Source organism: Pseudomonas benzenivorans, assembly GCF_033547155.1.
Taxonomy (GTDB): domain Bacteria; phylum Pseudomonadota; class Gammaproteobacteria; order Pseudomonadales; family Pseudomonadaceae; genus Aquipseudomonas; species Aquipseudomonas benzenivorans_B.
In genome coordinates, this window is the sequence record NZ_CP137892.1 from 648912 (window position 1) to 671746 (window position 22835).

Here is a 22835-nt window from a genome sequence, read left to right on the forward strand (position 1 = left end):
AGGCGACCCCGAAAAAGTCTGCGATCCGGCTCAGGCGATGGCGGGCAGGGCGCCGAGCTTGCCGCGGTGATAGACCATGGGCGTGACCTCGGTCTCGGGCAGGATCAGGTTCTGCACCGCGCCGACGATGATGGCGTGGTCGCCGCCGTCGTACTCGCGCCACAGCTCGCACTCGATGATCGCGGTGGCGTTGTTCAGCAGCGGGTTGCCCCGCTCGCTGAGGTGCCAGTCGATGCCCTTGGCCTTGTCCTTGCCCTTGCCGGCGAAGGCGTAGGCCTCGGCCTTCTGCTCGGCGGACAGCAGGTGGATGGCGAAGCGCTTGCTGGCGCAAAGCACCGGGTAGGAGTCCGAGGCGTAGTTGGGGCAGAACAGCACCAGCGCCGGGTCGATGGACAGGGCGCTGAAGGCGCTGGCGGTGATGCCGACGATGCCGCCGTCCTGGTCGAGGCAGGTGACCACGGTGACGCCGGAGGGGAAGGAGCCCATCACCTCTTTGTAAATGCCGGGTTCGATCATTTTTGCTCTCTCTGAATACGGTTGCGGTGCGCTCAACGCATCACGAAGGGGTCGGCCATGGGCGCCTGCGAGAGGTTGATCCACACCGTCTTCTGCTCGGTGTAGGCGAGCACCGAGTCGATGCCGCTCTCGCGACCGTAGCCGCTGTTCTTGAAGCCGCCGATCGGCGCCATGGCCGAGACCGCGCGGTAGGTGTTGACCCAGATGATGCCGGAGCGCACGTCGCGGGCCAGGCGGTGGGCGCGGCCCAGGTCGCGGGTCCAGATGCCGGCGGCCAGGCCGAACTGCGAGTCGTTGGCGATGGCCAGGGCCTCGGCCTCGTCCTTGAAGCGGATCACCGAGGCGACCGGGCCGAACACCTCTTCCTGCATGATCTTCATCGAGTTGCTGTCGCACTCGAACAGGGTCGGCTCGTAGTACCAGCCGTTGCCCTCGATCTGCGGGCGCTTGCCGCCCAGGCGCAGCTTCGCGCCTTCGGCCAGGGCGTCGGCGACCAGGCCTTCGACCACCGCCAGCTGCTGCGCGGTGGCCATGGGGCCCATCTCGCTGCTGTCGTCCTGCGGGTTGCCGATGCGGATGCGCCGGGCGCGCTCGACCAGGCGCTCGACGAATTCGTCGTAGATCGCGTCCTGTACCAGCAGGCGCGAGCCGGACACGCAGCTCTGCCCCGAGGCGGCATAGATGCCGGCGACGGCGCCGTTGATGGCGCTGTCCAGGTCGGCGTCGGCGAAGATGATGTTCGGCGACTTGCCGCCCAGCTCCAGCGACAGCTTGGCGAAGTTCTCCGCGCTGCTGCGCACCACGTGGCGGGCGGTGGCGGCGCCGCCGGTGAAGGCGATCTTGCGCACCAGCGGGTGGCGGGTCAGCGCGGCACCGGTGCTCGGGCCGTAGCCGGTGACCACGTTGACCACGCCCGGCGGAATGCCGGCTTCCAGGGCCAGGCGGGCCAGCTCGAGGATGGTCGCCGAGGCGTGCTCGGAGGGCTTGAGCACCACGGTGTTGCCGGCGGCCAGGGCCGGTGCCAGCTTGATCGCGGTGAGGTACAGCGGGCTGTTCCAGGGGATGATCGCCGCCACCACGCCGAGCGGCTCGTGCACCGTGTAGCCGAACATGTCGGTCTTATCCAGCGGCAGGGTGCCGCCTTCGAGCTTGTCGGCCAGGCCCGCGGTGTAATGGAAGAACTCCGGCAGGTAGCCGACCTGGCCGCGGGTCTCGCGGATCAGCTTGCCGTTGTCGCGGCTCTCCAGCTGGGCCAGGCGCTCCTTGTTCTCGGCGATCAGGTCGCCCAGGCGACGCAGCAGCTTGCCCCGGGCGGTGGCCGTCAGGCCGCGCCAGGCCGCGCCGTCGAAGGCCGCTTGCGCGGCCTGCACGGCGCGCTCGACGTCGGTTTCGGCGGCGTCGGGCAGCTCGGCCCAGGGCTCGGCATGGGCCGGGTCGAGGCTGTGGAAGGTCTTGCCGGAAAGGGCATCGACCCATTGGCCGTCGATGCACATCTGAAAGCGCGTGAGTGTCATGCAACGATCCCCTCTGCTGGGTTCTCTATGGTCTGGGCGCGATGGAGGAAGTCGAGCAGCAGCTGGTTGACCAGGCGCGGCGACTCTACCGGCATCATATGCCGCTGCTCGGCGAGTACGGCGACCTCTGCGCCGGGAATGCGCGCGGCCAACTCGCGGGCCATCTGCGGAGTCGAGCCGGGGTCCAGCTCGCCGGTGGCGATCAGGGCCGGCACGCGGATGCCGTGCAGGGCATCGGCCCGGTACATGTCCTGGGTGGCGAACAGCTCGTAGGTGGTCAGGTAGCCCTGCGGATCGTTGCTGGCCAGGGTCTGGCGCAGCGCGGCGATCTGCGCCGGGTTGGCCGCCTGGTATTCGCGGCTGAACCAGCGCGCCAGGGCCGCCTCGGCGTTGGCGTTGGGGCCGTGCTCGGCGACCTGGCGGGCGCGTTCGATCACCCCGGCGCTCTGCTCCGGGCTGCGGTTGAACACGCTGTTGAGCACCACCAGGCCGCCGGTGCGCTGCGGGTAGTGCAGGGCGAAGGCCCGGGCGATCAGACCGCCCATGGAGAAGCCGATGATGCTGGCCTGAGCCAGTTCCAGGTGGTCGAGCAGCTCGAGCAGCTGCTCGGCATAGCCGACCAGGTCCGTGCCGCTGGCCGGGCGTGGGCTGGCGCCATGGCCGAGCATGTCGTAGGCGATGACCCGGTAGTGCGGAGCCAGGCCGACGATCTGTCCGCCCCACATCTCTTTATTCAGGCCTACGCCGTGGATCAGGACCACGGGTTGGCCTTGGCCGGTCGCCAGGTAGCTGGTGCCGGCGGGGGTGCGTTCAGCGGTGAGTAGTGTCATGGGCGCTCCTGCACTGACCGGTGATTACTGAGCCTGCTGGGCTTGCTCGGCGGCCAGTTCTTCCAGGTCGATGTAGCGGCTGCCGATGCGCGGGTGCAGGCGGCCACCGTCGGAGGCGCCCAGGACCACGACGATCTCGTCGGCGCGCGGTGCGTCTTCGATCTGCATTTCCAGGGTGACGTAGTGCGAGCGTGCGCCTTCGTCGTCCTTGTGCATCATCGGGATCTGGATCGAGGTGCCAGGGCCGCCGCGCTTGTTGGTGAAGCTCAGGTAGCTCTTGGCGTTCACCGCCTGGCGGTAGTGGTTGCCGAAGCGCAGGTTGTGGATCACCGCGGAGGCGTGCTCGATCTCGCCGTCGGCGCCGACCACGGCGGCCTTGCCGTAGGCTTCGATCTTGTCGGCGCCGCCAATGGCGGCGCTCAGGCGCTCGACCATCAACGCACCCAGCTCGGAGGCGTGGGGGTTGAGTTCGGAGCGGATATCTTCGACGAAGCCGCGGCCGGCCCAGGGGTTCTTCATCACGACTGCCAGGCCGACCATGGTGATCGGCTTGTCGGTGGCCTTGCCACCTTCGATAAGGGTTTCTTCCACGTAGCTGACGATCTTGCGGATTTCGAAGCTCATGAGGCTCTCCTGGCTGCTGAAGGGGGGGCATCTAAGTCGGTATCATGGTATACCATAATACGACTTGTGCAAATCCTGTTGCAGTCGAGGTGCGACAGGGGGTGGCGCCTGTAGTGGAGGGCGAGCCTGTGGCTTCCCCGCTGGCAGGCACCCTGGCGATGTTCAGCTATCCGCTGATCTACCAGTTCTCCGGCATGAGCGAGCAGGCGTTCGGCATCTATATAGGCAGCACCGTGCACGAGGTGGCCCAGGCGGTCGCCGCCGGGGAGGCCGTAGGCGGCGAGGCGCTGCAAGCGGCGGTGGTGGTCAAGCTGATCCGGGTGATGATGCTCGCGCCCTTCATCCTGCTGCTCAGCACCTTCCTGGCGCGCCGCGGTGACGGCGAGGGCGGTGGCAAGCTGGTGATCCCCTGGTTCGTCCTGGGCTTCGTCGCCGCCGCCGGCAGCAACAGCCTGCAGGTCTTGCCGCCGGCACTCATGCCGGCCATTCGGCTCGTCAGCCAGTTCACCCTGGCCATCGCCATGGCCGCCCTCGGCGTGCAGACGCGCTGGAGCACCATTTGTCAGGCGGGCGCCGGGCCCATGGTGCTGGCGCTGATCCTGTTCCTGCTGCTGATCGTGGGCGGTTTTTTCCCCAATCAATGGCTGATCGGCGCGCGCTAGCTAGGCGGCGCTCCGTCGGATAGTTCTGGGGGCAAGAGGAGGTGCCGTAACGAGGCCACAGGCGGTTGCGTCAGAGTCTTTATCGCTGGGTGTCGAATGGGTTTACCGTATTATGGTGTGTGGTATACCATGGTCGGAGCGATTGCTGCTGCCTGCAGCTCTCTGGTTGCAGAGGGCGCGGGGGCCACAGTGCCCCTCGCGGTCGCGACAAGCACCTATGTGTGTCCCATACAAAAATAAGGAGGAGGCGCGCTCGTGAGCGAACATCCTATGCAAGGCACCCAGCGTCTGTTCGCAGGCGTCAATCCGACGATGGCCATCTCATCCCTGGTGATGGTGCTGGCCTTCGTGCTGTTCACCGTGTCCTACAGCGAGCTGGCCAACGGTCTGTACACCGGCATCAAGCAGTGGATCGAGAGCTCCCTGGGCTGGTATTACGTGGCCGTGGTCAGCGGCGTGTTGTTCTTCACCTTCTGGGTCGGGCTCAGCCGTTTCGGCAACCTGCGTCTGGGGCGCGAGGACGAGCGCCCGGAATTCAGCAACTTCTCCTGGTTCGCCATGTTGTTCAGCGCCGCGGTCGGTACCGGCCTGCTGTTCTGGAGCATCGCCGAGCCGCTGATGCACATGCAGGGCAACCCCTTCATGGACATGGCCGGGGTCGCAGCGAATACGCCGGAAGCGGCGCAGATCGCCCTGCGCGTGACCATGTTCCACTGGGGTCTGCACGGCTGGTGCATCTACATCATCGTCGGCCTGGTCCTGGCCTACTTCACCTACCGACGCGGCCTGCCGCTGACCGTGCGATCGGCGCTCTACCCGCTGATCGGCGAGCGCATCTACGGCCCCATCGGCCATGCCGTCGACCTGCTGGCGATCTTCAGCACCCTGTTCGGCACCGCCACCACCCTGGGGCTGGGCGTATCGCAGATGAACGCCGGTCTGAACTACATGTTCGGCGTCGAGATCTCCACCGCCAACCAGCTGATCCTGATCGCCGGGACCGCGGTGGTCGCCACCCTGTCGGCGGTCTCCGGGGTGCGCAAGGGCATTCTCTGGCTCAGCGAGTGGAACATCCGCCTGAGCAGCATCCTCTTCCTGTTCCTGCTGCTGGCCGGGCCGACCGTGTTCCTGCTGGGTCTGTACGCCACCAGCCTGGGCGACTACCTGGCCACCTTCATCCCCATGGGTATGTGGACCGACTCCAACCCCGAGCGGCAGTGGCAGGGCTGGTGGACCATCTTCTACTGGGGCTGGTGGCTGTCCTGGGGCCCGTTCGTCGGCATGTTCATCGCCCGCATCTCCCGTGGCCGCACCGTGCGCCAGGTAGTCCTGGGCGGCATGCTCGCCTCGACCCTGGGCGCCTTCCTGTGGATCGTGATCATGGGCGGTACCGGCGTGTCGCTGCAGCTGGCCGGCGCCATCGACCTCAACGCGGTGGCCAACTCCGACGTGACCATGGTGCTGTACAAGACCATCGAGGGCCTGAACGTGTCCTGGGCGACCATGGCCATGGCCGGCCTGGCGACCCTGATGATCATCAGCTGGTTCGTCACCTCGGCCGACTCTGCGACCCTGGTGATCTGCACCATCCTGTCCATGGGCAACCAGAACCCGCCGCAGCGCTTCCGCGTCATCTGGGGTCTGGGCCTGGGCGCCCTGGCCGGCGTGCTGCTGCTGGCCGGCGGCCTGAAGGGCCTGCAGGCGGCCACCATCGCCGCGGCGCTGCCGTTCTCCGTGGTGCTGCTGGTGATTTGCTACAGCCTGGTGCGCGCGCTGCATCAGGAAGAGGGCGAGGCGCTGTGCGCCCGCGCCGTCCCGGGCGCCTGAGGCCCGGACAACCTAGGCGTCGCCGCTGGTTCGGGGTGACGCCACTGGCCGGCCCGCGAGGTCCCTTGTCATCGACGAAGGGCCTCGCGGGCCGCGCCGTTCTGGCGCCGTTCGCGCTACAGTGGCGGCCTGCTTCATCGGCCGGCCCGCGGGCCGCTCGCAACGAGGGCTCGCGGGCCCGATAAGGATGTTGGCATGAGCCTGGACGTGCACCTGCTGTTTCTGCTCTGCGTGGCCCTGGCCACCTTTGCCCAGTGCCTGACCGGTTTCGCCTTCGGCCTGATTCTCATCGGCCTGGTGGCCATCCTGCAGCTGATACCGCTCGGCGAAGTGGCGGTGGTGATCAGCATCCTCACCCTGGGCAATGCCCTGGTCACGGTGGCCGGCCCCAAGCCGCAGCTGGATCGGCGCATCCTCATGCCCCTGTTGATCAGCAGCCTGCTCGGCGTGTGCCTGGGCATCTGGGGGCTCGGTGCCCTGGATGGCCGGCAGATCGCTTGGCTGCGCCTGTTGCTCGGCGGGGTGATTCTCGTCGCCAGCCTGATGCTGGTGGTACAGAGCAAACCGCGCGAACGGCTGTCCGGGGCGCCGGCGTTCTGGGTGGCCGGCGGCCTCTGCGGCGTGCTCAACGGCCTATTCTCCAGCGGCGGGCCGCCGATCGTCTATCACCTGTATCGCCAGCCCCTGGGGTACGAGCTGATCCGCAACACCCTGATCACCGTATTCGCCTGCAACGCGGCCATGCGCCTGGGCCTGGTGGCGGCCCAGGGCGAGCTGTCGCTGACCACCCTGTGGCTCAGCGCCGAGGCCCTGCCGCTGGTCATGTTGCTCAGCTGGCTGGTGCGCCGCTATCCGCCGAAGCTGTCGCTGCGCACGGTACGTTGGCTGGTCTTCGCACTGCTGGTGCTGGCCGGGGGCAGCCTGATCGCCGAGGCCCTGCCCGAGCTGCTGGCCCTGTATCGGGGTTGAGGCCGCCTCAGTCTGCCAGCTGTTCGCGGCGCAGCAGCGCCGCCTTGCGGGCCGTGCCCCAGCGATAGCCCCCCAGCGTGCCGTCGGCCGCCACCACCCGGTGACAGGGCACCAGCAGGCCCAGGGGATTGCTGGCGCAGGCCCGGGCCACGGCACGGGGGTGGCTGCCGAGCGCGGCGGCCAGTTCGCCGTAGCCGCGGGTCTGGCCCGCTGGAATCTGCCGCAGCGCCTGCCACACCTGCTGCTGGTAGGCCGTACCGCGTAGGTCCAGGGGCAGCCGGGCGGCGCGCTCGGGCTCTTCGATCTGCGCCACCACCCGTTGCAGCCAGTCGCCCAGGCCGGCGTCGTCGCGTTGCAGCTCGGCGGCGGCGAAGCGTTGGCGCAGCTCGTCTTCCAGTTGCGCGACCTCGTCGCCGAACAGCAGGGCGCACACCCCCTTGGCGCTGGCCGCCAGCAGCAGCTGGCCGAGCGGGCAGGGGGCGATACCGTAACGCAGGTATTCGCCGGCGCCGCCACGGCGGCGTTGCGCCGGGCTCAGGCCGTCGTCCCGCTCGTACAGCGCGCGGGTGCCGGAGTAGCCGGCCGCCAGCGCCGCGTCCAGCACCGAGTCGGCCCGGGGCAGGCGCGCCTCCAGCGCCGCGCGTCGCTGAGCGTCGATCCAGGCCTTGGGCGTCAGCCCGGTGCGGGATTTGAAGGCCCGTACCAGATGGGAGGGCGACAGGCCGATGCGTGCGGCCAGCTGCGCGAGGGTCGGGGTGGGCTGCAGTTCGCCGAGCAGCTGGCAGGCGGCGGCGACCAGCTCATCCAGCTGTTCGGCCGGGCTGGCGCCCTGAGGCGTGCAGCGCCGGCAGGCACGGAAGCCGGCGGCCTCGGCGCTGGCCGCGTCGGGGTGAAAGCTGACGTTGGCGCGCAGCGGTCGCCGCGCCGGGCAGCTCGGCCGGCAGTAGATGCCGGTGGAGCGCACGGCGAAGACGAACTGGCCATCATAGGCGGCATCGCGGCTGCAGACGGCTTGCCAGCAAAGGTCGGGGTCGAGCATGGCGCGGCTCCGTGGGACTATGGTTCGATTGTCGGCCCTGCTGGCGCCGTCGCCAATCCGAATCGCGCTTTCAAAATGCGCTCAGCGCCAGGTCAGTATTTGCGGGCGCCTGGACGGCTCACGGGCCGCACGATGGTCGCTGCGGGCTGGGCGCTGCGGGCCGATTGCCGTATAAGGGGCGGCATTAGCGCATTGGCCAGCCTAGGAGCCGCGATCCACACCGATGAAGACACCCAAACGTATTGAACCCCTGGTCGAGGATGGTCTGGTCGACGAGGTCATACGCCCACTGATGAGCGGCAAGGAGGCCGCGGTGTTCGTGGTGCGCTGCGGCGACGAGTTGCGTTGCGCCAAGGTCTACAAGGAGGCCAACAAGCGCGGCTTTCGCCAGTCCGTGGAGTACCAGGAGGGCCGCAAGGTGCGCAACAGCCGCGACGCGCGGGCCATGGCCAAGGGCTCCAAGTACGGCCGCAAGGGCCAGGAAGACGCCTGGCAGAACGCCGAGGTGGCGGCGCTGTTCCGCCTGGCGGGCGCCGGGGTGCGGGTGCCCAAGCCCTACGACTTCCTCGAGGGCGTGCTGCTGATGGAACTGGTCGACGACGGCGAGGGCGGCGTGGCGCCGCGGCTCAACGACGTCGACCTGCACCCGGAGGACGCCCGCGAGTTCCACGCCTTCATGATCCAGGAAGTGGTGAAGATGCTCTGCGCCGGCCTGGTGCATGGCGACCTCTCCGAGTTCAACGTGCTGCTCGGCCCCGAGGGGCCGGTGATCATCGACCTGCCCCAGGCGGTGGATGCGGCCGGCAACAACCACGCGTTCAAGATGCTCGAGCGCGACGTCGGCAACATGGCCGCCTACTTCGGCCAGTTCGCCCCGGAGCTCAGGTACACCAAGTACGCCAAGGAGATGTGGGCGCTGTACGAGGAAGGCAAGCTGACCCCGGACAGCCGGCTGACCGGCGAGTTCGCCGAGCCCGAGGACGCCGCCGATATCGACGCGGTGATGCGCGAGATCAAGGCCGCCCTGGCCGAGGAAGCACGGCGCCAGGCCCTGCTCAATGCCGAGGAGGCGCCCGCCGGCGCCGAACCGCCGCCGCCCTGGATGCAGTGATCCCCTCCCGGCGGCCCGCCCCCAGTCGGGGCGCCGCCCCTTCGCTCAGCCGCTCGCCGCCAAGGCCTCGAGAAAGCTCTCCAGCACCAGGTGCGGGCGGCGGCCCTTGCGCGTCACCGACGCCAGGCTGAGGTCGTAGTAGCGCGTGCCGGGTTTCAGCGCGCGCAGGCGGCCCTGCTGGACCCAGGCCGCGGCGTAGTGGTCCGGCAGGTAGCCGATATAGCGTCCGGTGAGGATCAGGAAGGCCATGCCCTCGCGGTCCGAGGCGCTGGCGGTGCAGTTGAGCTGCTGATAATGGCTCTGGATTTCCGGCGGCAGGCGGAAGGTCGGGGCGATGGCGTCCTGGGCATCCAGGCGCGCGTCCTCCAGCTCCCGGTCGTCGACGTAGAACAGCGGATGGCCCACCGCGCAGTACAGCAGCGAGCGCTCGTCGTACAGGCTCTGGTACTCCAGCCCTGAGAGGGCGCCGGCCTGGGGCACCACGCCGATGTGCAGGCGGCCGTCGAGCACCCCCTGTTCCACCTCGCTCGGCGGCGTCATGCGGATATGGATGCGCACCTCCGGTCCGCGCTCCTTGAGGCGCGCCAGGGCGTGGGTGATGCGCATGTGCGGCACCGTCACCAGGTTGTCGGTCAGGCCGATGTTCAGCTCGCCGCGCAGGTGCTGGTGCAGGCCGTTGACCTCGGTGCGAAAGCTCTCCAGCGCCGCCAGCAACTGCTGGGTCGACTGGTACACCTCGCGGCCTTCCTCGGTCAGGGCGAAGCCGGCGCGGCCACGCTGGCACAGGCGCAGGCCCAGGCGCTGCTCCAGGTCGCTCATCTGCTGGCTGATGGCCGAGCGACCGATGCCCAGCACGCTCTCGGCGGCGGAGAAACCGCCGCATTCCACCACGCTGCGAAACAGCTTGAGCAGGCGGATCTCGAAGTCGCTGACCTGGGCCAGCGGGACCGGGCGGTGGGTGGTCATTGGTTTAGCGTCCAGTTAACTAAAGATTAAAAGAGTTGTGTTTTACTGACTTTATGCCCGTGGCACCTTTACTCGCAAGTACCCCACACAAGAACACCGCCCTTCCTTGCGAGGCCGCCGATGAACATGCCGCAGACCGCCACCCCGTCCCTGGCCAGCCAGCTCAAGCTGGATGCCCACTGGATGCCGTTTTCCGCCAACCGCAACTTCCAGCGCGACCCGCGCCTGATCGTCGCGGCCGAAGGCAGCTGGCTGACCGACGACAAGGGCCGCAAGGTCTACGACAGCCTGTCCGGCCTGTGGACCTGCGGCGCCGGCCACTCGCGCCAGGAGATCCAGGAGGCGGTGGCCAAGCAGCTCGGCACCCTCGACTACTCGCCGGGCTTCCAGTACGGCCACCCGCTGTCGTTCAAGCTGGCCGAGCAGATTGCCGACCTGATGCCGGGCAGCCTCAACCACGTGTTCTTCACCGGCTCCGGCTCCGAGTGCGCCGACACCGCGGTGAAGATGGCCAGGGCCTACTGGCGCCTGAAGGGCCAGCCGGCCAAGACCAAGCTCATCGGCCGTGCCCGCGGCTACCACGGCGTCAACATCGCCGGCACCAGCCTCGGCGGCATCGGCGGCAACCGCAAGATGTTCGGCCAGTTCATGGACGTCGACCACCTGCCGCACACCCTGCAGCCGCACCTGGCCTACACCCCGGGCATGGCCGCAACCGGCGGCGTCGAGCTGGCCAACGAATTGCTCAAGCTGATCGAACTGCACGACGCCTCGAACATCGCCGCGGTCATAGTCGAGCCGATGTCCGGCTCGGCCGGGGTCATCGCGCCGCCGGTGGGCTACCTGCCGCGCCTGCGCGAGATCTGCGATCAGCACAACATCCTGCTGATCTTCGACGAGGTGATCACCGCCTTTGGGCGCATGGGCAAATGGAGCGGCGCCGAGTACTTCGGCGTGACCCCGGACATCATGAATACCGCCAAGCAGATCACCAACGGCGCCATCCCCCTGGGCGCGGTGATCGCCAGCAGCGAGATCTACGACACCTTCATGCAGCAGCCCTCGCCCGAGCACATGGTCGAGTTCGCCCACGGCTACACCTACTCGGCCCACCCGGTGGCCTGCGCCGCCGGCCTGGCCTCGCTGGAGCTGCTGGGGCGCGAGAACCTGGTGCAGCAGGCCGCCGAGCTGGCGCCCCAGTTCGCCGCGGCCCTGCATGACCTCAAGGGCGCCAAGCACATCGTCGACATCCGCAGCTGCGGCCTGGCCGGCGCCCTGCAGATCGCCCCGCGTGACGGCGACCCGGTGATCCGCCCGTTCGAGGCCGGCATGGCCCTGTGGCAGGCCGGCTTCTACGTGCGCTTCGGCGGCGACACCCTGCAGTTCGGCCCGACCTTCAACGCCAGGATGGACGACCTCGACCGCCTGTTCGGCGCCGTCGGCGAGACCCTGAACAAACTGGATTAAGCCCCAGGCTGGATCGGGACGCGTAGTCGGCGCCTTATCCACCCACAGACAAGACCGCACGGTGGATGAGCTTCGCCTTATCCACCCTACAGAATTCGATTAACGGAGAAGCCCATGACCCCCATCGCCCACCTGATCAACGGCGAGCGCATCGCCACCAGCGGCCGCACCGCCGATGTGTTCAACCCCTCCACCGGCGCCGTGACCGGCCAGGTCGCCCTGGCCGACCGCGCTACCGTGCAGCAGGCCATCGACGCCGCCAAGGCCGCCTTCCCGGCCTGGCGCAAGACCCCGCCGGCCAAGCGCGCCCAGGTCATGTTCCGCTTCAAGCAGCTGCTCGAGCAGCACGAGGCCGAGATCGCCAGGCTGATCAGCGAGGAGCACGGCAAGACCCTGGAAGACGCCGCCGGCGAGCTCAAGCGCGGCATCGAGAACGTCGAGTTCGCCTGCGGCGCGCCGCAGATCCTCAAGGGCGAGTACAGCCGCAACGTCGGCCCGGACATCGACGCCTGGAGCGACCTGCAGCCGGTCGGCGTGGTCGCCGGCATCACCCCGTTCAACTTCCCGGCCATGGTGCCGCTGTGGATGTACCCGCTGGCCATCGTCTGCGGCAACTGCTTTATCTTGAAGCCCTCCGAGCGCGACCCCAGCTCCACCCTGTACATCGCCGAACTGCTGCACGAGGCCGGCCTGCCCAAGGGCGTGCTGAGCGTGGTGCACGGCGACAAGGAAGCGGTCGACGCACTGATCGAGGCCCCGGAGGTCAAGGCCCTGAGCTTCGTCGGCTCGACCCCGATCGCCGAGTACATCTACAGCGAAGGCACCAAACGCGGCAAGCGCGTGCAGGCCCTGGGCGGGGCGAAGAACCATGCGGTGCTGATGCCCGACGCCGACCTCGACAACGCCGTCAGCGCGCTGATGGGCGCGGCCTACGGCTCCTGCGGCGAGCGCTGCATGGCCATCTCGGTGGCCGTGTGCGTGGGCGAGCAGATCGCCGACGCCCTGGTGCAGAAGATCACCCCGCAGATCCAGGCGCTGAAGATCGGCGCCGGCACCAGCTGCGGCCTGGACATGGGCCCGCTGGTCACCCGTGCCGCCCAGGAGCGGGTCACCGGCTATATCGACGCCGGCGTCGAAGCCGGTGCCGAACTGGTGGTCGACGGCCGCGGCCTGCAGGTGGCCGGCCATGAGCAGGGCTACTTCGTCGGCGGCACCCTGTTCGACAAGGTCAGCCCGCAGATGAGCATCTACACCGACGAGATATTCGGCCCGGTGCTGTGCATCGTCCGCGTCGACAGCCTGGAACAGGCCATGGCCCTGATCAACGAGCACGAGTACGGCAACGGCACCTGCATCTTCACCCGCGACGGCGAGGCGGCGCGCCTGTTCGTCGACGAGATCGAGGTGGGCATGGTCGGCGTCAACGTGCCGCTGCCGGTACCGGTCAGCTACCACAGCTTCGGCGGCTGGAAGCGCTCGCTGTTCGGCGACCTGCACGCCTACGGCCCGGACGGCGTGCGCTTCTACACCCGCAAGAAGGCCGTCACCCAGCGCTGGCCGGCGCGCAAGAGCCACGAGGCTGCGCAGTTCGCCTTCCCCAGCAATGGCTAAGCCTTGCTAGGGTGGTAACGCAAGAGGCCAGTCGCGAGACTGGCCTTCTTGTTTTGTGGGGCAACGCCTGATTCGACCTGCGTCGCGTAGGATGCGGTTGAGCGCAGGGATAGCCATCAACTCCCTCGAATCAAGGGTGGACAGGCTGCGCGTTGTCCACCCTAGGGATATCCAGGCTACTTGCTCATCCCATTCTACGGGCTATCCCAGCAACAGCACGCTCACGCCGCCCAGGTACAGCAGCAGAATGGCGACGCCCTCCACGCCAATCCGCGCGATACCGCGGCGCTCCCGGCGAATCAACCCCATGATCAGCACGCCGGACATGAGCAGGGTCAGGGCGATCCAGAAGGCCGAATCGGCGGATATCGCGTGGTAGATGGAGCCCGGCCGGTAGGCGATGTCCGACGCGGCGATGAACAGCACATCGAAGGCATTGCCGCCAATGATGCCGCCCACCGCGAGGGTCAGCGCGCCACGGCGGACGGCGGCGATCGAGGTGACCAGCTCGGGGATGGAGGTGCTGATCGCCGTCAGCATCACACCGACGACCGTATGGCTGATACCCGCCCGTGCGGCAATCACCGTGGCCGCCGGCTCCAGCACCCAGCCGGCGATGCCCAGTACCAGCATCAGCAGCGCGAACTCCTTCCACAGGCGCGCCAGGCTGGGCATCTGGCTGATGTCGTCCGGTTGGTCCTGACGGGTGTCGCGGGTGATGTCCGGGTGCCACTGGGGGAAGTGCTGAGCCCCCCGCACCAGCCACAGGCCATAGGCATAGAAGGCGAACAGCAGCGGGGTAGAGGGGTGGATATGCCAGAGGGTGGCGTCCGGCAGGTAGATGGTTAGCAGCACCAGGGCCAGCAGGGAGATCAACAAGGCGTTCTGCATCATGTTCGGCACGGACGCCGCCGCATGTTCCAGATTGGCCCGCGGGTACGCCAGGTCCGACAACACCAGAAAGAAGGTTTGCACGGCGATCCCGCCCAGGGCATTGCTGACGGCCAGTTCGGCATGGCCGTTCCAGGCGGCGGTGACCGACAGCACCGAACCGCCCAGCGAGGTCGAGGCGCCCAGCAGCACGGCGCCGGCCGCCGCCTCACCGATACCGGTCTGGTCGGCCAGCTGATCCACCACCCGGGTGATGCGCGTCCCCGCGAGGGCAATGACCAGGGCGCACAGGCCGAATACGCCGAGGCCTTGCAGCAATGTCCAGCTGTCAGGGTTGAAGAGAGACACAGGTGCTCCTTGATCCGTAGGCGGCGTGTATCGGGCTGGCCAGTGGCCTCGGCCCATGGGGCAGACCCGCCCCGATCCGCCTAGCAGGCCGTTGAAAAACTACCTACGTTGGCAATACTGCGTTAAAAACGGCCTCAAAATGCTCATTTACAGCACGTAAACTCCGCTTTTTCGGCCGTTTTTGCCTTGTCTTGCCTGCCTCGCCTACGTTTTTCAACGGCCTGCTAGGAAAACTGTAGCGGCTAATGCGCATCAGCCCCGGCGCGCTTGGCGCGAGGCAACCGGCAGTTGCCAGTTCGTAGGATGGGGCGAGCACAGCGACACCCATCGGGGCTCCCGTCAATCTTCGCCGCGCTCTCCGGCATCGATGTCCGTCCCCTCGCCACCCGCCCAATCCCCCGGCAACAAGCCCTCCCGTGCATAACGATGGAACGACGGCCACGGCCAATCGGCCACCCGCAGCACCTGCCCGTGCTTGCGCGGGTTGTGGTTGATGGTTCCCACGCTCAGCGTGGGAACCCCTACGGGGGCGCTCTGCGTCCCGCAGACGCGGAGCGTCTGTGGCTGCGTGCTCACGCAGAGCGTGGGCACGATCAGAATATGGGCTACTTGCTATGCTGCCGCGCGTGAATCATTGGATTCACCGAAGGTGGAGTCGCATCAAGGAGCGGTGGAATGACAAACGAATACAACATCGCGCTGGTGATCGGCGCCGGGCTCAGCCTGCTGGCGGCGCTGATGCATCTAGGGGTGATCATGGTCGGCCCTGCTTGGTATCGCTTGTTTGGCGCTGGCGAGCGCTTTGTGCAGGCGGCCCAGGCCGGACGCTGGTTTCCTGCGGTGGTCACGGCGGGAATTGCCCTGATACTCGCTACATGGGCGGCGTATGCGCTGTCCGGTGCTGGGGTGATCGAGCCCTTGCCTCTGCTGCGCCCTGCATTGTGCGCGATTACCTTGGTCTATCTGCTGCGTGGTCTGTTGGGACCGTTCGCCTTGGCCGGCACTGGGCACAGCGTTCGCTTTATCGTGGTCAGCTCGGCGATATGCCTGGTCTATGGGCTGGTGCATCTGCTGGGCGTGGTGCAAATGTGGGGAGCGTTGGCCTAGGGGCGCGTTTTCTCTTTGGTTACTTTCTCTTGCGCGCCGGGCGTCGCTACGCGAGCAAAAAGAAACGGAGCGAAGCGGAGTAAACAGCCGCAGGCTGGCCCGAAGGGTGAGCGAAGCGAATCAAGTAACTCGGCGTAAGGGCGAAAAGCATTGTGGCGGATCTATGCAGGTTTCGTGAGATCGAAGGTGGACAAGCTTCGCGTTGTCCACCCTACAGATATCCAGGCCACATGTTGGTCAAGGCTCCACAAGTTTTTTGGGGTCATTAACTAATGTCAGTTCGAGGGTTGCTTGGTCCTCTAAGAATTTTCTCAGTGGTGAGTTTGTTTTGTATGGCACCTGGCTTGATGGGACAATTTTTGACGCGGGCTCTACATGGACTTTTTGGTCATCAAAAAATATGTGTGGGCGCAATGCTTTAAGTATTTTGTCCTTGGGTAGCCCTCCAAGAAAGAAAGCTTGATCCACATAGACGTTCCAGTTGCGAAGGGTTTTTATTACTCGTACATGCGCCGGGCTGTTCCTGGCGGTTACAATAGATATTTTAATTGGAGATGTCTCAGAGCCGATCTCCTTGTGAATTGTTGACAGCACGCGAATGAATTTTGCGAAGGGTCCATCTTTTAGTTCTATGTCTTCGTTGTTTAGTTCGTTGGTTTGGAATTGCCTCATTCCTCTGGTTTTGTATATATATTCGGACTCCTCTGAGAAAATTACTGCGTCGGCGTCAAATGCAAAACGAATTCTCTCCTCGTCTGGCAGGTAGTCGGAGGGTGGGTCATAGATAGTTGCTGCAGCACATTGCTCTGTATCAATGGCGGTTTGTACATCCTCACTGTGTTTGGTCAAGAGTAGGTCTACATCGAATGCTTGGAGAAATGGGGCAAGGGATTCTCCACCTGAGAAGGCTGATCTTGTTATGTCAAGATTGTAATGCTTTATTGAGTTGTGTATCCGTAGGCCGGTGTCGGGGGAGTTTTTTGACATCACTATTACTTCTACTAGGCGCTGCCCTGGTTGTTTTGAGTATTTGTTGAGTTTTAGGAGGGCTTCGACTAAAAAGTATGCGGCGCCTTTTTCTAATACTACATCTTCGTGCTCGAGTTGGTAGGTCCTGTAGTCGTCAATGGTCCCGGTTTCGAATACTATATTTTCTTTTTCTAGGTTGAAGAGCGCTCTAGATGAAACGCCAATTACTAAGGTGTTTTTAAAGTCAATGGCCATGGACTGAGGGCTCACTAATTGATCTGTTTTGGGCTTGCAAAGGACCGTCTATGTTTTGGGGCGTCGTATTTATTTTTCTGTTTTGCGATTCCGCACATACAACGCCTCACCCCCCGTCGCACTGCTCCCGCGCACCTGCAACTCGAAGCGCTTGGCCTGGCCCTTGATCAGGTCGCTGAGCTTCTTGAAGCCATAGAGGCGCGCGTCGAAGGCCGGGCGCAGCTTGCTGATGTTCTGCCCGAGCACACCCAGTTCGACCCAGCCGTCCTCGTCGTCGATGTCGTCGATCAGTTTGGCGATGAAGTCCACCGGCACCTTCTGCGGTTTCTTCTTGGCGGCGGGCTTGGCCGGTTCGGCGGGGGCGGGGGCCTTGGCTTTGTCGCCATTGGCGGGCGGTTCGTCCACGGCCTGGGCCGCGTCGGCACGGAGGATCTCGGTGTAGATGAACTTGTCGCAGGCCGAGACGAAGGGGGCGGGGGTCTTCTCCTCGCCGAAGCCGTACACGGTCAGGCCTTCCTCGCGCAGGCGGGCGGCCAGGCGGGTGAAGTCGCTGTCGCTGGAGACCAGGCAGAAGCCGTCGAAGCGCCGGGTGTAGAGCAGGTCCATGGCGTCGATGATCAGCGCGCTGTCGGTGGCGTTCTTGCCGCGGGTGTAGGCGAACTGCTGGATCGGCTGGATGCTGTGGTCGAGCAGCACCTGCTTCCACTTGCCGAGGTTCGGCTGGGTCCAGTCGCCGTAGATGCGCTTGACGCTGGCGACGCCGAACTTGGCGATTTCCTCGAACAGGCCCTCGACCATGGCGGCCGAGGCGTTGTCGGCGTCGATCAGCACGGCGAGGAGCTTCTGTTGCTGCGGGGCGCTGGGTTTGGCGGCCATGGTCGGTCCTTGATAGGTGCGTGTCCCGAACATACTGCGGATGCTGTCACGGCGCCATAGGGAGCCGCTGGCTGCGGCGGTGGATAGGCGGAATCTGCACTTTGCTTGATCTGTGCCGGGGTTTGCCGCGGCACGGGGCCCTATAGTCCCGCGCTGTTATTCACCCGCGATCAATCAGAAAAGGACTTCCGCCATGCGTGCGTTCGCCCTTGCATTGCTCTGTTGCCTCGCCAGCCTGGCCCAGGCCAGCAACGAGGCGATGCAGCGTTTCAATCAGTTATCCGCCGACCCGCTGTTGCGCCAGCAGGCCTACGAGGCCGGCCACGAGCGCATCCGCTTCTGCGGCAATTGCCATGGCGAGAACGGCAACAGCCGGCGCCCGCACATCCCCAACCTGGCGCAGCAGAATCCGGTGTACCTGTTCAATGCCTTCGAGAAGTTCGCCAGCGGCGAGCGCACCGACTATGTGATGTCCAAGCTGGCGCCGAACCTGAGCCTGGAGGACAGGGTCAACGTGGCCATCTATTTCGGCCAGCAGCAGTTGCAGGGGCACGACGAGGCGGTCGACCCGGTGCTGCGCCAGGCCGGCGAGGCGACCTTCAAGACGCTCTGCACGGGCTGCCACGGGGTGAACGCCGAGGGCCGCGACAATACCCCGCGCCTGGCCGGCCAGCCGGCCGAGTACCTGCGCCGGGCCCTGACCCGTTTCCGCGACAAGGACCCGAGCCGTGCCGGCTCGGTGATGATGACCATCGCCGACGGCTTCAGCGAGCAGCGCATCGCCGCGCTGGCCGCCTACCTGCAGCAGTTGCAGCCGCAGGCCGAACTCAGCGTGGGGGAAGTACGCCGATAGCGTGCAGGCCCTGTTCGATCAGCCGGTGACAGCCGGCGGGGTTTTCCAGCGGCAGCAGGTGGCCGTGTTCCAGGTCCTCCAGGAACTGGGTTTGCGGGCAGCGCCGTTGCCATTCCTGCCACAGCTGTTCGCTGAAGAACACCGAGGGTTTGCCGCGGATCGCCACGCAGGGCATCGGCAGGCGCTGCAGCTGCGCCATCACGTTCGGCGGCTGGGTGTAGTTGTGCGCTTCCCAGTGTTTGGGGAAGGCCAGCTGCACCTGGCCGTCGGCGCCCTCCACCAGTCCATGCTCGGCCAGCGCCTGCAGCGCCTCGGGACCGAAGCGCTTGTAGCCGCGGGCGTTCTGGTAGTGCTGAAGGAACGCCTGGCGGTCGGGCCAGCGGTCGGCTTTGCGCAGGGTGCTCCTGGCCGGGTCGGTGCGGTTCATCAGCGCCTTGGGCAGCCAGCGCACCAGCCGCGCCAGGGCGGGGGAGACCATGGCCGGTTCGATCAGCACCAGCGCCTTGAACAGCTCGGGGCGCTTGGCGGCGGCGAGGATGGTGGAGGTGGCGCCCAGGGAGTGGCCGATGCCGATGATCGGCGCCTGGTACTCCTGCTCGATGAAGGCGATCAGGTCGTCGGCATACAGCTGCCAGTCGCGTCGCCGCGGCGGCGGGCCGATGTCCGGCCAGGTCGCGCGGCAGGCCAGGCCGCTGAGCGCCAGGCTGCCACTCAGGCGACCGAGCAGCGGCTCGTAGACCCGCAGCGGAAAACCGTTGGCGTGGTAGAAGTGGGCGGGCGCGCCCTGGTTGCTGCAGTGCAGCCACTGCGCATTGGCCGGCAAGCGCGCGGCCGCGGAGCTGGGTTTCATGGTCTTTCTCATGGCCTGCGGAACGTGCGGATCACAGTAGGGATTGGCGGGGAACGAGGCAAAGGGGGATCGCGCCAGAATGCAGGGGCAACTGTCCTTTCGCGGCCATCCGGCCGCCGGTCAGCGGACGGGGCCGTGGATTGGGTACAATCCCCGGCCCTTTTCCGCGCCACGCCTGGCGCGCTCTGCCGAGGTTGCCCATGTCGCCCCTTGAACTCTGCGCCGCCACGCTCGGCGTGATCGCCGTCTGGCTGACGGTCCGACAGAACATCTGGTGCTGGCCGGTCGGTCTGGTCATGGTGTTGATGTACAGCTGGATCTTCTTCGAGGTGAAGCTGTATTCGGACATGCTCTTGCAGGGGGTGTACGCCGGCTTGCAGCTCTACGGCTGGTGGCAGTGGCGGCGCGGCGGCGAGCAGCACCAGGGCCGCGAGGTCAGTCGCCTGAGCGCCGCCGGCCTGGCCTTGAGCCTGGCCATCGGCGCCGCCGGTAGCCTCGGCCTGGGCTACCTGATGGCCACCTACACCGATGCCGCGGCGCCCTGGCTGGATGCCGCGCTGACCGGCTTCAGCCTGGTGGCCCAGGTGTGGATGGCGCAGAAGCGCCTGGAATGCTGGCCGTTGTGGCTGGCCCTGGATGTGGTGTTCGTCGGCCTGTTCGTGCACAAGGCGCTGTACCCCACTGCGGTTCTCTACGGGCTGTTCTGCCTGCTGGCGCTGTACGGCTGGCAGAGCTGGCGGCGCGCCCCGGCCCTGGCCCGCGCATGAGGGTGCTGGTGCTGACCGGCCCGGAGTCGAGCGGCAAGAGCCGCCTGGCCCAGGTTCTGCAGGCGCGCTTCGGCGGCCTGGTGGTCGGCGAGTACGTGCGCCACTTCATCGAGCAGCAGGGGCGTGACACCTGCTACGGCGACATCGAGGCCATCGCCCGGGGCCAGCTGGACTGGGAGGACCGCGCCCGCGCCAGTGCGCCGCCGCTGCTGATCCTCGACACCCACCTGCTGAGCAACCTGCTGTGGAGCCGGACTCTGTTCGGCGACTGCCCGGTTTGGCTCGAGCCGGCCCTGCTGGCGCGGCGCTACGACCTGCACCTGCTGCTCGACCCGCGCGGCATGCCCTGGGTCGACGACGGCCAGCGCTGCCAGCCGCACCTGGCCGAGCGCCTGCGCTTCCACCGGGGCTGCCGCGACTGGTTGCAGGCCCACGGCCAGGCCGTTGTCGCGCTGCAGGGCGACTGGCCGGCGCGTGAGCGCCAGGCCCTGGCTCGGGTCGGCGCCTGGCTGGGCGAGCCGGAGCGGCGTGAGTCGGGGGATTGAGGCTGGTCTAGGTGGCTTCCGCCTGTTTCCCAGTGGGGCTCACACCGCCCGGCGGCCTGCGCTTGCGCCGCCGATAGGCTACTGGCTAAATGATGGCGTTATAGGCCTTCGTGCGGCGCTGCCCTGGGTCGACGAGCGGCCGAGGGCCCATAACAAAAACAGCGAGCCCGCTGTCTAAGCATGGGGTTGCCCCCTGTGCCTGCGCGTCGGCAGGGATACGAGCCGCGAGCGCGTGCCTGCAGTCGAGACATCGCAATGACCATCGAGAAAGCCGATGCAGTGCCGGCGCGCAGCTCGCTGCGAACCCTGATCATCGTGCGTGGCGCGCTGCGCAGCCTGGTCATCGCCGGGCTGTTGTGCGTGGCCAGCTACTTCCATGTCGTGAGCATCCTCGAGGAGGAGCTGGTCGAGCAGCTCGAGCAGTTCATCGCCGAGCGCGGCCTGCGCGATTCGCAGCAGTTCCTGCAGAGCGAGCGCCATCATCTGGCCGTCGAGCAGGCCCTGCTGGAGCAACTGCAGGCGGTGTCGATCCCGGCCGGCGCGGCGTTGTTCGACGACTATTTCGAGCCCTGGGCCGATGGCACCTGGCGTACCCGGCGCGGCTGGTACGACGGCCAGTTGGCCAGGGACGGCCTGCAGCACCGCGGCTTCACCGGCTTTATCGGTCGCGACGTGGCGCTGACGCCCGAGCTGCGCCAGCGCGCCGCGCTCATCGCCGCCATCCTCGAGTGGTACGGCACGGCCTGGACCGCCACCGGGCAGTACATCAACTACTACCTGTCGGCCCCGGAGAACCTGCTGGTCGGTGAGTTCGTCGGTCTGCCCTACCTGCATCAGGTGCCGGCCGACAGCTATTTCCCCGACGAGATATTCGTGTCCCTGGCCAACCAGGCGCAGAACCCCGAGCGGCGCACGGTGTGGAGCCACTTCTATTTCGATGAAACCGCGAAGCTGTGGATGGTTAGCAGCCTCAGGCCGGTCTACCTGGAGGAGCGTCTGGTGGCGACCCTGGGCCAGGACATCCTCCTGGACGAGTTCATGCAGCGCACCCTGCGGGATGCCCGGGAGGGCACCGACAACCTCGCCTTCGACGGCGAGGGCACCTTGATCGCCTACGAGCCGCTGCTGGCCGATATCCAGGCCGCCGGGGGCACGCTGAAGATCGATGCAAGCCGCCCGGGACTGCAACGCATCTACCAGGCCGTCAGGGCCCAGGGGCGGCACAGCGGCGTCACCGAGACCGATGAGGCCTTTCTCGCCTACACGCGCATCGACGGGCCGGGCTGGTATCTGGTCAACATCTATCCCAAGCAGTTGCTGCAGGACAAGGCCCTGGCCGCCGCGGCGATCATCCTCGGCATCGCCTTGCTTGGCCTGCTCTCGGAGTTCGCCGTGCTCTGGCTGTTGATTGCGCGCTATGTGCTAGCGCCCTTGCGGCGCTTCGTGACGGTGACCGAGAAGGTCGGGCAGAACGGTTTGGCCGAGCTGCGCGACAGCGACCTGCCGCAGCGGCAGGACGAATTCGGTCTGTTGGCCAGCCGCTATCGAGAGACGGCGCGGGAGCTGGAGGAGTCCCGCCGGGCGCTGCTGGCCGCCAACCGCGATCTCGACGCCCAGGTCGCCAGGCGCACCGCAGAGCTGACCCAGGCCAACGAGCGGCTGGCCCGGTTGGCCACCATCGACGAGCTGTCGGGGTTGTACAACCGGCGTCAGTTCCACAGCCTGGTGCCGCTGGAGCTGGCACGCCTGGGCCGTCTGCAGAAGATGCCGCCATGGGTGACGCTGGCGATAGTCGATATCGACTATTTCAAGCGGGTCAACGATGCCCATGGGCATGCGGCCGGCGACGAGGCGATCCGCCGCATGGGCGCGTGCCTGGCGCAGCTGTACCGGCGTGCCGGCGATTACTGCTTTCGCCTGGGCGGCGAGGAGTTCGCCCTGTTTTCCAGTGGCGAGCCGGTCGCCGCCGCGGTGCTGGAGAAGACGGCGGCGCAGTTGCTGAATGCGGTGCGTCAGCTGGAGATCCCGCTGGCGGGTTCGACGGTGTCCTGCAAGTTGACGATTTCCCTGGGCATCGTCCATGCCCAGGTCGTGCCTGGCCTGACCCTGGAAAGCCTGTACAAACTGGCCGACGACGCGCTCTACGCCGCCAAGGCGGGAGGGCGTGACCAGGGCCGGATTGTGCTGCTCGGCGCCGAGCCCGCTCGCCACATTGAGCGGGACGTGCGTTGACGGGGC

General features: G+C 66.5%; 21 protein-coding genes. 11 read left to right on the forward strand and 10 right to left on the reverse strand.

Translation table 11 applies throughout. The features are described 5' to 3' along the window. Nucleotides 1-30 precede the first annotated feature (30 nt). From SBP02_RS03020 to SBP02_RS03035, 4 genes are read right to left on the reverse strand one after another with little or no spacing between them, the layout of a single operon-like run. Nucleotides 31-516 carry a flavin reductase family protein gene (locus tag SBP02_RS03020; protein WP_318644940.1) on the reverse strand — a complete coding sequence of 162 codons (486 nt, stop codon included), beginning with the start codon at nt 514-516 and terminating at the stop codon, nt 31-33. A gap of 32 nt (nt 517-548) precedes the next feature. Continuing rightward, nucleotides 549-2030: an aldehyde dehydrogenase gene (locus tag SBP02_RS03025; protein WP_318644941.1), complete on the reverse strand. Its 1482-nt coding sequence runs from the start codon at nt 2028-2030 to the stop codon at nt 549-551. Beyond that, nucleotides 2027-2860 carry an alpha/beta fold hydrolase gene (locus SBP02_RS03030; protein WP_318644942.1) on the reverse strand — a complete coding sequence of 278 codons (834 nt, stop codon included), beginning with the start codon at nt 2858-2860 and terminating at the stop codon, nt 2027-2029. The genes SBP02_RS03025 and SBP02_RS03030 overlap by 4 nt, the downstream gene beginning before the upstream one ends. A gap of 24 nt (nt 2861-2884) precedes the next feature. After that, nucleotides 2885-3484, reverse strand: a complete 600-nt coding sequence (locus tag SBP02_RS03035; RefSeq protein ID WP_318644943.1) for an amino acid synthesis family protein — start codon at nt 3482-3484, stop codon at nt 2885-2887. Nucleotides 3485-3612: 128 nt separating this feature from the next. Here SBP02_RS03035 and SBP02_RS03040 point away from each other — a divergent pair, with 128 nt between their 5' ends. From SBP02_RS03040 to SBP02_RS03050, 3 genes are all read left to right on the forward strand, one after another. Next, nucleotides 3613-4146: a YeiH family protein gene (locus SBP02_RS03040; RefSeq protein ID WP_318644944.1), complete on the forward strand. Its 534-nt coding sequence runs from the start codon at nt 3613-3615 to the stop codon at nt 4144-4146. Nucleotides 4147-4401: 255 nt separating this feature from the next. Continuing rightward, nucleotides 4402-5973, forward strand: a complete 1572-nt coding sequence (locus SBP02_RS03045; protein WP_318644945.1) for a BCCT family transporter — start codon at nt 4402-4404, stop codon at nt 5971-5973. A gap of 195 nt (nt 5974-6168) precedes the next feature. Further along, complete coding sequence (locus tag SBP02_RS03050) at nt 6169-6942, forward strand: sulfite exporter TauE/SafE family protein (RefSeq protein ID WP_318644946.1); 774 nt, start codon at nt 6169-6171, stop codon at nt 6940-6942. Nucleotides 6943-6949: 7 nt separating this feature from the next. Here the strand turns inward: SBP02_RS03050 and ada are convergent, their stop codons facing one another. Then, nucleotides 6950-7981, reverse strand: a complete 1032-nt coding sequence (gene ada / locus SBP02_RS03055) for a bifunctional DNA-binding transcriptional regulator/O6-methylguanine-DNA methyltransferase Ada (RefSeq protein ID WP_318644947.1) — start codon at nt 7979-7981, stop codon at nt 6950-6952. Nucleotides 7982-8204: 223 nt separating this feature from the next. Here ada and SBP02_RS03060 point away from each other — a divergent pair, with 223 nt between their 5' ends. Continuing rightward, entirely contained in the window at nt 8205-9092 is an 888-nt protein-coding gene (locus SBP02_RS03060; RefSeq protein ID WP_318644948.1) for a PA4780 family RIO1-like protein kinase, read from the forward strand. Between the two features lie 45 nt (nt 9093-9137). Here SBP02_RS03060 and SBP02_RS03065 read toward each other — a convergent pair whose 3' ends face one another. Then, entirely contained in the window at nt 9138-10058 is a 921-nt protein-coding gene (locus SBP02_RS03065) for a LysR family transcriptional regulator (protein WP_318644949.1), read from the reverse strand. Nucleotides 10059-10178: 120 nt separating this feature from the next. On the opposite strand from SBP02_RS03065, the gene SBP02_RS03070 reads away from it, so the two are divergent. Together SBP02_RS03070 and SBP02_RS03075 are read left to right on the forward strand one after the other, a co-directional pair. Next, nucleotides 10179-11525, forward strand: a complete 1347-nt coding sequence (locus SBP02_RS03070) for an aspartate aminotransferase family protein (RefSeq protein ID WP_318644950.1) — start codon at nt 10179-10181, stop codon at nt 11523-11525. 114 nt (nt 11526-11639) lie between these two features. Then, nucleotides 11640-13136: a CoA-acylating methylmalonate-semialdehyde dehydrogenase gene (locus SBP02_RS03075; RefSeq protein WP_318644951.1), complete on the forward strand. Its 1497-nt coding sequence runs from the start codon at nt 11640-11642 to the stop codon at nt 13134-13136. 201 nt (nt 13137-13337) lie between these two features. Here the strand turns inward: SBP02_RS03075 and SBP02_RS03080 are convergent, their stop codons facing one another. After that, nucleotides 13338-14375, reverse strand: a complete 1038-nt coding sequence (locus SBP02_RS03080) for a sodium:calcium antiporter (RefSeq protein WP_318644952.1) — start codon at nt 14373-14375, stop codon at nt 13338-13340. Nucleotides 14376-15050: 675 nt separating this feature from the next. Between SBP02_RS03080 and SBP02_RS03085 the strand changes: the two genes are divergently transcribed. Then, on the forward strand, nt 15051-15482 hold the full coding sequence (locus SBP02_RS03085; RefSeq protein ID WP_213639426.1) for a hypothetical protein: 432 nt from the start codon (nt 15051-15053) through the stop codon (nt 15480-15482). 237 nt (nt 15483-15719) lie between these two features. On the opposite strand, the gene SBP02_RS03090 is transcribed toward SBP02_RS03085, so the two are convergent. Next, nucleotides 15720-16706 (reverse strand): 5'-nucleotidase, encoded by a 987-nt coding sequence (locus tag SBP02_RS03090; protein ID WP_318644953.1) that lies wholly within the window; start codon nt 16704-16706, stop codon nt 15720-15722. Nucleotides 16707-16775: 69 nt separating this feature from the next. Further along, a complete protein-coding gene (locus SBP02_RS03095) occupies nt 16776-17582 on the reverse strand; it encodes an NYN domain-containing protein (protein WP_318644954.1) in 807 nt (268 codons plus the stop codon). A 193-nt stretch (nt 17583-17775) separates the two neighbouring features. On the opposite strand from SBP02_RS03095, the gene SBP02_RS03100 reads away from it, so the two are divergent. Then, nucleotides 17776-18435 (forward strand): c-type cytochrome, encoded by a 660-nt coding sequence (locus SBP02_RS03100; protein WP_318644955.1) that lies wholly within the window; start codon nt 17776-17778, stop codon nt 18433-18435. On the opposite strand, the gene SBP02_RS03105 is transcribed toward SBP02_RS03100, so the two are convergent. Next, entirely contained in the window at nt 18410-19285 is an 876-nt protein-coding gene (locus SBP02_RS03105) for an alpha/beta fold hydrolase (protein ID WP_318644956.1), read from the reverse strand. The genes SBP02_RS03100 and SBP02_RS03105 overlap by 26 nt on opposite strands. A gap of 200 nt (nt 19286-19485) precedes the next feature. On the opposite strand from SBP02_RS03105, the gene pnuC reads away from it, so the two are divergent. The 3 genes from pnuC (at nt 19486) to SBP02_RS03120 (ending at nt 22829) form a co-directional block, all read left to right on the forward strand. Continuing rightward, nucleotides 19486-20052 carry a nicotinamide riboside transporter PnuC gene (gene pnuC / locus SBP02_RS03110; RefSeq protein WP_318644957.1) on the forward strand — a complete coding sequence of 189 codons (567 nt, stop codon included), beginning with the start codon at nt 19486-19488 and terminating at the stop codon, nt 20050-20052. Then, a complete protein-coding gene (locus tag SBP02_RS03115; protein ID WP_318644958.1) occupies nt 20049-20597 on the forward strand; it encodes an AAA family ATPase in 549 nt (182 codons plus the stop codon). The genes pnuC and SBP02_RS03115 overlap by 4 nt, the downstream gene beginning before the upstream one ends. Nucleotides 20598-20852: 255 nt before the next feature. After that, on the forward strand, nt 20853-22829 hold the full coding sequence (locus SBP02_RS03120) for a sensor domain-containing diguanylate cyclase (protein WP_318644959.1): 1977 nt from the start codon (nt 20853-20855) through the stop codon (nt 22827-22829). Nucleotides 22830-22835: the final 6 nt, after the last annotated feature.